General features: G+C 40.1%; 15 protein-coding genes. 7 read left to right on the top strand and 8 right to left on the bottom strand.

Annotated features, from left to right (window positions below):
* Positions 1-34: 34 nt before the first annotated feature.
* Both BFU02S_RS11070 and BFU02S_RS11065 read right to left on the bottom strand, forming a co-directional pair.
* Positions 35-1252, bottom strand: a complete 1218-nt coding sequence (locus BFU02S_RS11070) for an MFS transporter (RefSeq protein ID WP_066370450.1) — start codon at positions 1250-1252, stop codon at positions 35-37.
* A gap of 175 nt (positions 1253-1427) precedes the next feature.
* Complete coding sequence (locus BFU02S_RS11065; RefSeq protein WP_066370448.1) at positions 1428-2036, bottom strand: superoxide dismutase; 609 nt, start codon at positions 2034-2036, stop codon at positions 1428-1430.
* A gap of 261 nt (positions 2037-2297) precedes the next feature.
* Between BFU02S_RS11065 and BFU02S_RS11060 the strand changes: the two genes are divergently transcribed.
* From BFU02S_RS11060 to ispG, 3 genes are all read left to right on the top strand, one after another.
* A complete protein-coding gene (locus BFU02S_RS11060; RefSeq protein WP_066370447.1) occupies positions 2298-3071 on the top strand; it encodes a DUF1189 domain-containing protein in 774 nt (257 codons plus the stop codon).
* A gap of 92 nt (positions 3072-3163) precedes the next feature.
* Positions 3164-3493, top strand: coding sequence for a protein YqfZ (gene yqfZ, locus BFU02S_RS11055; protein ID WP_066370444.1), 330 nt, complete (start codon positions 3164-3166; stop codon positions 3491-3493).
* 107 nt (positions 3494-3600) lie between these two features.
* Positions 3601-4713 (top strand): flavodoxin-dependent (E)-4-hydroxy-3-methylbut-2-enyl-diphosphate synthase, encoded by a 1113-nt coding sequence (gene ispG, locus BFU02S_RS11050; protein WP_066370442.1) that lies wholly within the window; start codon positions 3601-3603, stop codon positions 4711-4713.
* A gap of 55 nt (positions 4714-4768) precedes the next feature.
* Here the strand turns inward: ispG and BFU02S_RS11045 are convergent, their stop codons facing one another.
* On the bottom strand, positions 4769-5161 hold the full coding sequence (locus tag BFU02S_RS11045; protein ID WP_066370452.1) for an efflux RND transporter permease subunit: 393 nt from the start codon (positions 5159-5161) through the stop codon (positions 4769-4771).
* 263 nt (positions 5162-5424) lie between these two features.
* On the opposite strand from BFU02S_RS11045, the gene BFU02S_RS11040 reads away from it, so the two are divergent.
* On the top strand, positions 5425-5991 hold the full coding sequence (locus BFU02S_RS11040) for a 5' nucleotidase, NT5C type (RefSeq protein ID WP_066370441.1): 567 nt from the start codon (positions 5425-5427) through the stop codon (positions 5989-5991).
* Positions 5992-6019: 28 nt separating this feature from the next.
* On the opposite strand, the gene zur is transcribed toward BFU02S_RS11040, so the two are convergent.
* From zur to BFU02S_RS11025, 3 genes are read right to left on the bottom strand one after another with little or no spacing between them, the layout of a single operon-like run.
* Positions 6020-6433 (bottom strand): zinc uptake transcriptional repressor Zur, encoded by a 414-nt coding sequence (zur, locus tag BFU02S_RS11035; protein WP_066370439.1) that lies wholly within the window; start codon positions 6431-6433, stop codon positions 6020-6022.
* Positions 6430-7293 (bottom strand): metal ABC transporter permease, encoded by an 864-nt coding sequence (locus tag BFU02S_RS11030; RefSeq protein WP_066370437.1) that lies wholly within the window; start codon positions 7291-7293, stop codon positions 6430-6432. Before BFU02S_RS11030 ends, zur begins: the two co-directional genes overlap by 4 nt.
* Positions 7290-8063 (bottom strand): metal ABC transporter ATP-binding protein, encoded by a 774-nt coding sequence (locus BFU02S_RS11025; protein WP_066370435.1) that lies wholly within the window; start codon positions 8061-8063, stop codon positions 7290-7292. Before BFU02S_RS11025 ends, BFU02S_RS11030 begins: the two co-directional genes overlap by 4 nt.
* Positions 8064-8228: 165 nt before the next feature.
* On the opposite strand from BFU02S_RS11025, the gene BFU02S_RS11020 reads away from it, so the two are divergent.
* Positions 8229-8486: a DUF2624 domain-containing protein gene (locus BFU02S_RS11020; protein ID WP_066370433.1), complete on the top strand. Its 258-nt coding sequence runs from the start codon at positions 8229-8231 to the stop codon at positions 8484-8486.
* 28 nt (positions 8487-8514) lie between these two features.
* Here the strand turns inward: BFU02S_RS11020 and BFU02S_RS11015 are convergent, their stop codons facing one another.
* Complete coding sequence (locus BFU02S_RS11015) at positions 8515-9408, bottom strand: deoxyribonuclease IV (protein WP_066370431.1); 894 nt, start codon at positions 9406-9408, stop codon at positions 8515-8517.
* A 21-nt stretch (positions 9409-9429) separates the two neighbouring features.
* Positions 9430-10746 carry a DEAD/DEAH box helicase gene (locus tag BFU02S_RS11010; protein ID WP_066370428.1) on the bottom strand — a complete coding sequence of 439 codons (1317 nt, stop codon included), beginning with the start codon at positions 10744-10746 and terminating at the stop codon, positions 9430-9432.
* 316 nt (positions 10747-11062) lie between these two features.
* On the opposite strand from BFU02S_RS11010, the gene vrrA reads away from it, so the two are divergent.
* Entirely contained in the window at positions 11063-11749 is a 687-nt protein-coding gene (gene vrrA, locus BFU02S_RS11005; protein ID WP_066370426.1) for a VrrA/YqfQ family protein, read from the top strand.
* 129 nt (positions 11750-11878) lie between these two features.
* Positions 11879-12826, top strand: coding sequence for a 4-hydroxy-3-methylbut-2-enyl diphosphate reductase (locus BFU02S_RS11000; RefSeq protein WP_066370425.1), 948 nt, complete (start codon positions 11879-11881; stop codon positions 12824-12826).
* Positions 12827-12854: the final 28 nt, after the last annotated feature.

Genomic DNA, 12854 nt, shown 5'->3' with positions numbered 1-12854 from the left:
GCAAAAAAATACGATGAGTAAAACTCATCGCTTTTTAAGGGGCAGCAGGTATACGCACTCTTTTGATAAATAAATAGATCAAGGTATGACCGGCACCTAATAATAATAATAGAATCGGAATACTTTTTTCTTCATTAAACCATGTAACAGCGGCTATAAAGGAAAGGATAGAGACAATCCTGCCAAGATTTAAGTATACTTCCCGGACGACAATGTATTCAATTCTCATTTCTGCCGCCTTCCAGCCGACTCCAATTACATCATAGGTAGTGGACATGTAAGGAACGAGCAAAAGCGGATAAGCGACTGCAATCATAGCAGCATAAATTAACAACTTCGTATAAGTAACTTCCCAGACGATAATGAGAACCGCTGCATAAAGCAAGAGACCGCCAATAAGAATCGCTTTTTTTCGGAAATTTTTTTTGATATACCGACAAGCAAGAAAATAAGCAATAAATGATATCCCGGAATTCAGCAAGCCGAATGTGCCTAATGCCATTTCACTTCCTGTTGAAATATAGACGAAAACAGAAATGACAAATAAGAACACCCCTTCACGCAAACCTTGAAAAAAATGGGCATTCGTAATAAGTCGCCAATTTTCATTTCGTTTTCGTTCTTCGATGATTCTTTTAAAGTAATACTTTCCTTCAGCCGGCCGCCGTTTTAAAAAGAAACTCAAAACAACAGCAAGAGCAAACAATCCAAGCGACAAACCAAATACAATTGTATATCCTGTGAATTTTTCAAAGTTCGTAATAATCAATCCTGCGGCAAGCGGTCCAATCATTCCGCCAAATGAGGATAACGTCCCTAAAAAACCATTGAAAAAATCCCGTGTTTCCGGCTCCGTAATTTCAAAGGTTAACACATTAAATGCTAACCAGTAAAAGCCGTATCCAATTCCGAGCAGACTACCCAACAGCAGCAAATAGGCTGCCGCCCTTGTTCCCGCGATTAAAACGGTAAGATAAAACAACGACAAAAAGATTACACCAATTCGGAGGACAATGACACGGTCAATCTTCTTCGCCCACCGTCCAGCCAAAATAAAGGTTAACGGCTGCAAAACGACGATAGAAAGATTGTAAAGGGCTATATCTACATAACTGCCCGTCTGTTTCCATAAATAAATATTGACGAATGTATTCGACAAAGCCACACTCAGCGAATACAATCCGCCAATCACCAATAGAAGTGTTAAATCTTTCGTTAACTCAACATCACCAAGTATAAATTTTTTTGCCATAAAAAACTCCCCTTCTTCTCATGAGGTAGTTTTTATCAACAAGGCTAGTCTTATGCAAATTTTTAGGAAAGCGATAAAGAAAGTCCCTGCCTAGCAGCTTCTGAAGCTGAAAAACACTTATAAATTTTATACAAAAAAGGCAGCTTTTTTAGCTGCCTTTTTTGTTCAAAAACAATTATTTTGCTTCTTTGTAGCGTCTTTCGACTTCGTCCCAGTTTACTACATTCCAGAAAGCGTTGATGTAGTCAGGGCGTTTGTTTTGATATTTTAAGTAATAAGCATGCTCCCAAACATCAAGACCAAGGATTGGAGTCTTGCCTTCCATTAGAGGATTATCTTGGTTTGGTGTACTGGAGATTTCTAATTCTCCATTGTTAACAGACAGCCATGCCCAGCCAGAACCAAAGCGGCCAGTTGCTGCTTTGGTAAATTCTTCTTTAAATGCTTCAAAGCTGCCGAATTTTTGGTTAATGGCATCAGCTAATTCACCAGATGGAGCGCCGCCGCCGTTTGGTGAAAGGATTGTCCAGAATAAAGAGTGATTTGCATGGCCGCCGCCGTTATTGCGTACTGCGGTGCGGACAGCTTCCGGAACTGCATCCAAATTAGAAATGACTTCTTCTACAGATTTAGAAAGTAATTCTTCGTTTCCTTCTAATGCATTATTTAAATTAGTCACATACGTATTGTGATGTCTTGTGTGATGAATGTTCATTGTTTCTTTGTCAATGTGTGGCTCAAGTGCATCTTCTGCATAAGGTAATTTTGGTAGTTCGAATGCCATGAAAAATTCCTCCTATGTAAACATATTTTTCTAGCTTTTCATGTACATGAAATTTCAACAATTTTGTGTACATTATAAGCCTTGTAATTAAAAGATACCAAAGTTAGGTAATCGATTCAATCAATTTGCTCAAGTTCCACCTTAAATAAAATACACATTCCAAAGGCTTTTATTCATTTGATTTTTATGTACAAACCAATATTGTGTATATTTGGAACAAAGGCTACAATAGAGAGGAACTCTATTTTAAGGTGGTTTTTTATGAATATTTTTAAGCAGTTTTTTAAAAGTATCTATTCCCCGAAAGATATTGCGATGTTTCGTTTCCAAGGAATCGGAAAAACGATTTTCTATGTTTTCTTCCTTACGTTAATTTCCGTCCTTCCTTCGATTGTTTATTTCAGTCACACACTTACGGCCGGTCTTGATGCCGCTAAATCTTTCATTGAAGAAGAAACACCTAACTTTTCAATCCATAATGGTAAGTTAACCGCAGACACGAAGGTTCCCATTACAATCAATAAAGATCACTATACCTTTATTCTGGACCCTACCGGTGCTGTTTCCCTTACAGAAGTTGAAAACGACGGAAATGCCATTGCCATGTTAAAAGATCAATTTGTTGTAAGTTCAGGCGGACAAACAGAGACATATCCATATGCCATGATGCAAGGTTTAACGATATCAAAGAAAGATCTTCTCCATTTTATTGATTCAATCAGTAGTTTAAGGGGAATCATTATTCCTATCATTTCAATCGTTATTTATTTATTCTCATGTGCTGCCAGCTTTATTGAAATTTCTGTTTTAGCCCTTATTGGACTGCTGTTAAAAAATCTTGCTGCACGAAAGCTTACATACCGTCAATTATGGAGGATGGCAGCCTATAGCGAGACATTGCCGACAGTATTTTTCACAATCATGGCAGCCATCAAAACAGCTGTCCCCAGCAGCTTTTTCATCAATTGGTTTGTCGTTATTATCGTATTGATGTTAGCCATTAAGGAAGTTCCAAAACCTAAAAACCTAACTTAAAGCATCTATTTATTAGATGCTTTTTTTCGTTCTATTAAAAGATGGACAAGCATAGGAATGTTATAAAATTCCCCATTTTGGAGGCTTGTCCAATGAAGAAACTGTTCGGAGTTCTATTCGCTGCATTAGTCATCTATATTATTTATTTCGATTTAACCGTCGGAACACTTCCCTCCTCATCCGTAAAACACGTGAGTATAAATACTCCCGTAACGGAAAAACCGAAAGCAGCCATGCCATTTTTTGATGCAAAAGTAAAACCAGGAGAAACGTTAATTACAATTGTCGAACATCACTTAGGGAAATCACTTCCAGTTTCAATAAATGACATCATCGAAGATTTTCAAGCTTTAAATCCAGGCATATCTGCTGAAAAAATAAAAATTGGAAAAACTTACCGTTTTCCCGACTACTCAAAATAAGTAAGAATTATCGTAAATTCTTGTCAAAATTAGCGGCAGACTATACAATGAATTGGAATTGTATTTTACTAATTACTGTTCGAACTTTTTAAAGGAGCGAATGACTTGTGAGCGAAATTACACATCGCACCAAAACCCGGCCGGTTAAGGTTGGCAATATAACGATCGGCGGGAATAATGAAATTATCATTCAAAGTATGACAACCACTAAAACCCATGACGTTGAGGCAACAGTGGCTGAAATAAAACGGCTTGAAGACGCAGGCTGCCAAATCGTTAGGGTCGCTTGCCCTGATGAACGGGCTGCCAATGCCATTTCAGAAATCAAAAAAAGAATTAACATTCCGCTTGTTGTAGATATACATTTTGATTATAAACTGGCGCTTAAAGCCATTGAAGGCGGCGCAGATAAAATTAGAATTAACCCTGGCAACATTGGAAGACGGGAAAAGGTGGAAGCAGTTATCAAAGCTGCGAAAGAGCGGGGGATTCCAATCCGTATCGGGGTTAATGCCGGTTCACTCGAAAAGAAAATTTTGGATAAATATGGCTACCCTACAGCTGACGGTATGGTAGAAAGCGCCCTCCACCATATTAAAATCTTGGAGGATTTAGATTTTCACGATATTATTGTTTCTATGAAAGCGTCAGATGTCAACCTTGCGATTGAAGCCTATGAAAAAGCCGCTCGCGCTTTTGATTATCCGTTGCATTTGGGAATTACAGAATCAGGGACTCTTTTCTCTGGAACTGTTAAGAGTGCAGCCGGCCTTGGAGCCATCATTAGCAAAGGGATCGGAAACACCGTACGAGTTTCACTAAGTGCAGACCCTGTTCAGGAAGTAAAAGTAGCCCGTGAATTATTAAAAGCCTTCGGGCTGTCATCGAATGCGGCTACATTAATTTCCTGTCCAACCTGCGGGAGAATTGAAATTGACCTCATCAGCATTGCCAATGAAGTAGAAGAATATATCCAAAATATTAAAGCACCTATTAAAGTTTCCGTCCTCGGCTGTGCGGTTAACGGGCCAGGGGAAGCCCGCGAAGCTGATATCGGCATTGCCGGAGCCCGTGGTGAAGGGCTATTATTTAGAAAAGGAAAAATCGTCCGCAAAGTTCCGGAAGCGCAAATGGTGGAAGAATTGAAAAAAGAAATCGATCTGATCGCAGAGGAATATTTCAAGAAAAAAGCGGAAGAAGAAGCCCGCAATAAAGCGTAAAGAAACCCGGTTGAAAGACCGGGTTTCCTTTTGACTCCTACTGATGTGTCTGGACCTAAAAGAACGGCAAAATAAAAATACCGATAATCAGTGATACGACACCAATCCCAATGGCCCAGGCACCGAGAGCAGAGGCACCTCGTGCTCTGGCAACAAAACCAAACACGATTCCTAAGGCACCAAATAAAATGGGCAAAACAAACAGAGATAAAATCGATAGTGCTAACGCCACCGTTCCATAACCAACGCCGCCATCTGCTCTTTCGGAAAAAAGATTCGTCTCATCGCGATCCCGCCCCCGAACAACTGGAACTGGAGCAGCGATTTCAGCAGCGGTTTCCTCTTTATGACGATGTGCTGCCGAATGGATTTCACTGGCAGTTTCTCCGTGATATTGTACAGGCCGGTTTGCTTCCGGAACATTGGCTTCATCTTTAAAAGAATGGATCGGGGCTTCTTTTTCCAAAGAGACTTGCGTTGTTACAGGGTTGGCAATTTCTGAAGCAGTTCTCTCCCTAAAATCTGAAGGTGAGTTAGGGATATCTTCGCCAATAATTGCACTTCTTAGAGCTTCCCGCACTTTCGTGTCTCTATCTTCCGCCATTTGCATCCCTCGCTTTTTCATTATAGGAGCATTCTTATTTTTTGCTGTACACTGAACTTTACTATGTCAATGTTTGTCATAATAAGAAAATGAAGGTGGAATCAAAGATGAAAAAAAGATTTGGTATCGATATTGATGGTACAGTTACAAGTCCTGCATCATTAATCCCTTTCCTTAACGATGCATTTGGGACTAATATTAAGTACGAGGATATTACCCAATACGAGTTAACCCCATTTGTCAATGTAACGGAAGATGAATTGGCAAAATGGTTCGAGGAAAATGAACCGCGCATTTATAAAGGATCTCCTATTGCACAAGGAGCAAAAACCGTATTAAGTAAATGGGCAAAACAACATGAACTATTTTTCATTAGTGCTAGAGGCCCCCAATTATTAGAAGTAACAAAAGAATGGTTTCAAGAACAAGGGCTAACATTTGATCATATTGAATTAATCGGATCACATGATAAAATTGCCGCAGCGAAGAAATATCAAGTAGAAATCTTCTTTGAGGATAAACACGATAATGCGGTGATGATTCATGAAGAATGCCGCATTCCCGTTATTTTATTTGACACTCCTTACAATCAGGATCCGCTGCCGGACGGGGTCATCCGTGTCAATAATTGGCTCGAGGCTGGACAATGGGTGGACCAGTGGTTAAAGAAGTAAGAAAAGCGCAAGACTCCTTGCGCTTTTCTTATTCTACACAATTAGGGCAGCGGCCATAGATTTCAAATTTATGTCCAGAAATATCGTACCCTTTTAAATTTTCCATTAACCCGTCCATTGGGCATGAATCAATTTCTTTTGTCTTGCCGCATTCCAAGCAGATGAAATGATGATGGTGCTGATGTCCTGCACAGGTAAACCGAAAATGCTTTTCACCGGATAATTCCGTCATTTCCAAGATCCCCATATTTTCAAAAAGGGCGAGGTTCCGATAAATTGTATCAAAGCTAAGCCCCGGATAATATTCCTTCAGTTGATCAAATACATCTTTAGCTGTTAAATATTTATCACTGTCAGCAAACAGTTGGAGCATATCCTCTCGTTTATCTGTCTGTTTGAATCCATTTTTTTTCAGGCATTGGATGGCTTCATGGACGTTCATCCGGCTGTCCCCCCTTTTTGTACATATTGGTTAATCATCAATTTTTTATAAAGTATTGAAAAAATCAATATCAATACTGCCAGCATCACAATCGTTCCGCCTGGCGCCAAGTTCAAATAGTAGGCAATAAACAGTCCGCCGAGAACAGAAATCTCACCGAATAAAACCGATAGAAAAATCGCCTGTTTAAACCCTTTGGCAATCCGTATGCTTGCAGCAACCGGCAAGGTCATCAAGGATGAAACCAAAAGAATTCCAACAATTCGCATCGAAGCCGCAATTACAAGTGCGACCATAATGATAAAAATAAAATGAATGCTTTTGGCCGGTATTCCCGATGCTTTGGCATAATCTTCATCAAAAGATAATATAAACAACTCTTTATACAATAAAATTAGAACGGCAACGACCAGGACACTAATGATCAAAATCACCCATAAATCCGTTCTGCTAACAGCAGACACACTTCCAAATAAATAACTGAATAAATCCGTATTAAAGCCGTTTGCCAGTGAAATGAAGATCACGCCAAGGCCAATACCGCTCGAGAGAATAATCGGAATGGCCAACTCCTGATAGTGTTTATACACACCTCTCAGCTTTTCTATAAACAATGATCCCCCAACAGAAAATACCATCCCTAAATATAATGGGTTTAATCCTGCCAACGAGGTAACATATTTTTCCAGAAGCAAACTGGCCGCTATTCCTGATAGAGTCACATGGCTTAAAGCGTCTGCAATAAGAGATAGTCTCCTGACAACAATAAAAACGCCGAGAAGTGGTGCCAGAATCCCTATCAGCATGCCTGTCAGGAAGGCATTCTGTAGAAATTCATAGTGAAAGATCCCAGAAATCATTGTAAAACGCCTCCATGCTTATGGTGATGAGTAAGCAAATGGACATTATGGCCGTAAAAAGCAGAGAGCCCTTCGCCTCTTGATGCTTCAAATTCTTTTGTTCCACCATGAAAATGCAAATGTTTATTTAAGCAGGCGACATGCGTCACTTTATCGGATACCGTACCAATATCATGGGTAACCAGCAACAAGGTAATGCCTTGATGTTTATTTAAATCGCCGAGCATTTCGTAAAATGCATCCACATTTTCAGCATCAACCCCTACTGTCGGCTCATCAAGAATCAACACTTTTGGCTCGCTTACCAGAGCCCGGGCAATGAACACCCTTTGCTGCTGTCCTCCGGAAAGTTCACCGATATTTCGATTGCGAAACTCCTGCATCCCAACAGCTTCTAAAGCGGTCAGAACCGTATCCGTATCTTCTTTCTTAAAAAAAGTAAACAACCCGAGTTTTTTCGTTAAACCGCTTGCCACAACTTCAAAAACGGTTGCAGGAAAACCGGTATTAAAGGAATTCGCCTTTTGTGAAACATAACCAATCTTATGCCACTCTTTAAATTTGCTAATTTCCTGGCCAAATAAAGAAATGTTCCCTTTTTGCAGTTTTAATAAGCCCAAAATTAATTTAAGCAATGTTGACTTACCGGAACCGTTTGGCCCGACAATCGCTAAAAAAGAACCTTCAGGGACCGACAAGGTGATATCTTCTAAGACCGTATCCTTTTCATAACGATAGAACAGGTGGTTAATTTCAATTATATTTTGCATCGTTTTACCACACCTTAATTTTAAGAATCATTCCGATTTAACGTTTAGTAGTATACAATAGCCTTTTCGGAATGTAAAGCCGCAGCAATTAATTTGGCTTTTCCTCTTATTTATTTGTCACACTCCGCAAGAATCTACATACATTAGCATGGAGGAGTGGTAAGGGTGAAAATATTTGAAAACATCATCAATCATAAAATTAATACAATAACTGCCGATGAATTGCTTAAGTATGCGGGTCAATTCAATATTTCAGTCAATCGGCAGCAAGCAAAAAAAATTGCTGAATACTTAAGAGGAAAGAAAATTAATATCTTTGACAATACACAACGCACGCAGCTCATAAAGGAGATTGCAAAGACTGCTGGACCAGAAACCGCCCGTGAAGTAAATAAATTATTCATGGAATTAACAAAATCATAGAAAAAGCTGTGCAAATGCACAGATTTTCCTATGATTGCATGATTTTATCAAGTAAATCCTCATCAAATTGCTGGCCTCGGAGCATGTCAATTTCAAATTTATACGGCGGCTTTTTGTTATTTTTATCTTCTCCCACAAAAGGTGTTTCCAGGATTTTTGGAATGTCCATTAACTGTGGATGGTGAACAATATAATTCAAGGCTTCAAAACCAATATGACCGAACCCGATATTTTCGTGGCGGTCCTTTCTCATTCCAACGGCATTTTTACTGTCATTAATATGGAGTATTTTCAGCCGATCAAGTCCGATTATTTTATCAAACTCATTTAAAACACCGTCAAAATCATCGACAATATTATATCCCGCATCATGGGTATGACAAGTGTCAAAGCAAACCGACAGTTTGTCATTGTAGTTGACCCCATCTATGATCATGGCCAATTCCTCGAATGATTTGCCGCATTCCGATCCTTTGCCAGCCATTGTTTCTAACGCAATTTGCACCTGTTCCTTACCTGTTAAAACTTCATTTAAACCTTCTACGATTTTCTTAATTCCAGCTTCTGTTCCAGCTCCGACATGGGCGCCGGGATGAAGAACAATTTGTCCTGCACCAATGGCTTCAGTCCGTTCAATTTCTTGTCTAAGGAAACGAACGCCTAGTTCAAACGTGTCGGGATTTGCCGTATTTCCGATGTTAATAATATACGGGGCGTGGACTACAATTTCTGTGATTCCATTCTCCTCCATATGTTTTCTTCCTGCTTCAATGTTCAAGTCTTCAATTTTCTTTCTTCTTGTATTTTGCGGGGCACCCGTATAAATCATAAACGTATTGGCCCCATAAGAAACCGCCTCCTTACTTGCTCCTAGCAGCATATCTTTTCCACTCATGGATACATGTGAACCTATTTTCAACACCCTGTTCCTCTCCCATCATCGTTATTTCTTTCTTTGGTTTAACCGACGCTGCCTTCTTTTCATGCTCTCCATTTCTTCTTGCATTTTCTTTTTATATCCCGGTTTTACTTTTTTCGGCTTTCTTACGATTGATTTGATAAGCTTGTCCGTTTCATCTTCTTTTCTGACCCTTGTTTTCCGGCGATTCCTGTCTTCCAGTTCAATAAACTCCCCGTTTTTCAAATCGACATTTTTAAACTGAATTCCCATCTTTTCTATGCGATTTAGTGCATCCTCGTCTGATAAGTCATAGATGGTTAAGGCAATGCCGGATTTACCTGCCCTTGCCGTACGTCCGGCTCTGTGAATATAAAAATTCAAATCGGAAGGCAGCTCATAATTAATGACATGGCTGATTCCTTCAATGTCAATCCCTCTTGAAGCAAGATCAGTGGCAACGATGTATTGGAATTCTAAATCCTGAATCTGCTTCATCATTTTTTTCCGTTCTCTAGGTGTTAAATCACCATGGACCCGGCCGACCTTTAATCCTTTTTCATTTAAGAAGTCAGCCAACTCTTCTGCCATTTTTTTCGTATTCGTAAATACAATGGCTAAATAAGGATTATAGGCCAAAAGAGCGTCATGGACGAGCTCCCTCTTATCACGATGCCTTGACGGTAATAACCAATGCTGCAAATTTTCTACTGTATTTCTCTTTCCGGCAATTTGAATGATTTTCGGATTTTCCATGTATTTTTTTAAGAATGGTTTTAATTTCTCCGGAATCGTAGCGGAAAACACTAGCATTTGCAAATCTTCCGGCATTCTGGCAGCAACCCTGTCCACATCCTCAATAAACCCCATATCTAGCATCATGTCTGCCTCATCAACAACTAGAATTTTACCGGTATGGACAAATAGCGCCTGCTCATTTGCAAGGTCATTGACTCTGCCCGGGGTTCCGACAACAATATGAGGCTGACTCTTTAATTTCTCGATCGTCCTCTGTTTATCCGTTCCACCAATAAACAATTTCGCCGTAATTTCTCTTCCTGGCTCACAGTATTCGGTTATTTTTAAAATCTGGTGATAAATTTGAGAGGCAAGTTCTCTTGTCGGTGCTGTAATAACAGCCTGGACTTCTTGACGATCAGGATTTATTTTTTCAAGAATCGGCAGAACATAAGCCAATGTTTTCCCTGTTCCTGTTTGTGACTGGCCAATCGCGCTCTCTCCTTTAAGAGCAATGGGAAGCATCCGCTCCTGGATTTCAGTCGGAGTAAAAAAGCCAAAGTTATTTAATGCTTCCAATATAAAAAATTGCAACTTAAAATGTTCAAAACGATTTTCTTTCATTTAATTCTCCTTATTCTAACAATGTATATTTTTAAATACGGCTTTCGCATTTTATTCCATCAGATAATTATAGTAAAGTTCCTGATAAATCTCCAGTAACATTATCATTTTTCACCTTGATCCAGAGTTTAAACCATTAAAAACGGCTGAACTGTGCAGAATACCTAAACCAAAACAAGACTAACGCATATTGTAAAATAAGAGGCTAAAAGTGAAACATTAAGCAATTTTTGGGCAGCACCTTCTACATGCTCTTTTTTATTCTTTATCAAGAAAATGCTGCCTGTTAAAAAATACCGCGAAAGGAGGAATCGTTATGATGCCAAGACCCCCGATGCAAGGCGGAATGGGGCCAGGGATGTTTGGAGGAAGGAGTCCAATGATGGGATCCGGCATGAATCCATTTGGCGGCGGAGGTATCATGGGACCGCGGGCAAACCCGTTCGGAGGCAGAAGCTCGATGATGGGGGGAGCACAAATGGGAAGAGGCGGTGGTTTGCTTTCAAGACTCTTAGGAAGAGGCAATCCGGCTGGTGTCCCAGGAGGGATGATGGGAATGGGAAGGGCTGCAGGCGGAGGCGGCGGTCTAATGCAATCGCTGGCTAACCCGGGAGGACTTTCCAGCCTTTTAAATAATACGCAATCCATTATTAGAACAGCTCAATCAATCGGCCCCATGATTCAACAATATGGTCCTTTGATTAAAAATCTGCCAGCCATGTGGAGTCTTTTCCGCGGATTAAAAAATTCACCTGATGCAGCATCTGAAGAATCAGGCAGCACTAAAACTACATCCGCACATGAAGAATCTTCAGAAAGCCGGGAAAAGAACACAGCACAATCGAATAAAACATCAAGCCGCAAACGTGCCCACCAAACAAGCACAGTCAGAAACCAGCAAACAGGTTCCAATAAAACGGGCTCCCAAAGTAGTACGAGAACTGATTCAACAAAGAAACGCCAGCCGCAAACAGGTTCGTCTATACCAAAGTTATACATTTAATCAAGAATGTTGCCTTCGCAGCATTCTTTTCATTTTGCTTTCAGAAAAAATGTATCTTTGTATTATTTTTATTAGTTTTATATAATAAAGTACATAGTCTATTTATTAATCCCTTTTAGGAGGATTTTCATGAAGGTTATCAAAATTTCACCCCGCGGCTACTGCTACGGTGTCGTAGATGCCATGGTGATTGCCAGAAATGCTGCTTTAGATAAATCATTACCCCGTCCGATCTATATTTTAGGGATGATTGTTCATAATAAACACGTAACCGACGCATTTGCTGAAGAAGGCATCATTACACTTGATGGCAATAATCGGAAAGAAATTCTTGAACAAGTAGATAAAGGTACCGTCATATTTACTGCGCATGGAATTTCTCCTGAGGTAAGAGAACTTGCGAAAAAGAAAGGACTGGTCACCATTGATGCTACTTGTCCGGACGTTACGAGAACCCATGACATCATTCACGAAAAAGCAAAGCTCGGCTACCACACAATCTATATCGGGAAGAAAGGTCATCCAGAACCGGAGGGTGCTCTGGGGGTTGCTCCCGGCATGGTTCACCTTGTCGAAAACCCAGCTGATGTCGAAGCACTGAATCTTCCATATGATAAACTGATTGTGACAAACCAAACCACGATGAGCCAGTGGGATGTTCGGGAAACGATGGAAAAGGTCAAAGAAAAATACCCCCACGTGGAAGTATATAATGAAATTTGCCATGCCACACAAATTCGCCAGGAAGCTGTATCACAACAGGCTAAAGAGGCAGATATCACGATTGTGGTCGGGGACCCGAGAAGCAATAACTCTAATCGTTTGGCACAAGTATCGGAAGAAATTGCTGGAACAAAAGCATACAGGGTTGCAGATGTGATGGAAATTGATTTAGATTGGCTTAAAGATGCCAACACCGTTGCTGTGACATCCGGCGCTTCCACACCTACCCCTATTACAAAAGAAGTGATCGCTTTTCTGGAACAATATGATCCAAATAATAAAGCAACTTGGGAACGCAAAAAGAATGTTCCACTAAACAAAATTCTTCCGAAAGTAAAAACAGAGAAAAAATAAGGAAAGCGCAAGCGCCTTGGTCAGCCTG

The sequence above is a fragment of the Neobacillus fumarioli NBRC 102428 genome (assembly GCF_001591485.1).
Classification (GTDB): domain Bacteria; phylum Bacillota; class Bacilli; order Bacillales; family Cytobacillaceae; genus Neobacillus; species Neobacillus fumarioli.
This window is presented reverse-complemented; position numbering and strand designations above follow the sequence as displayed.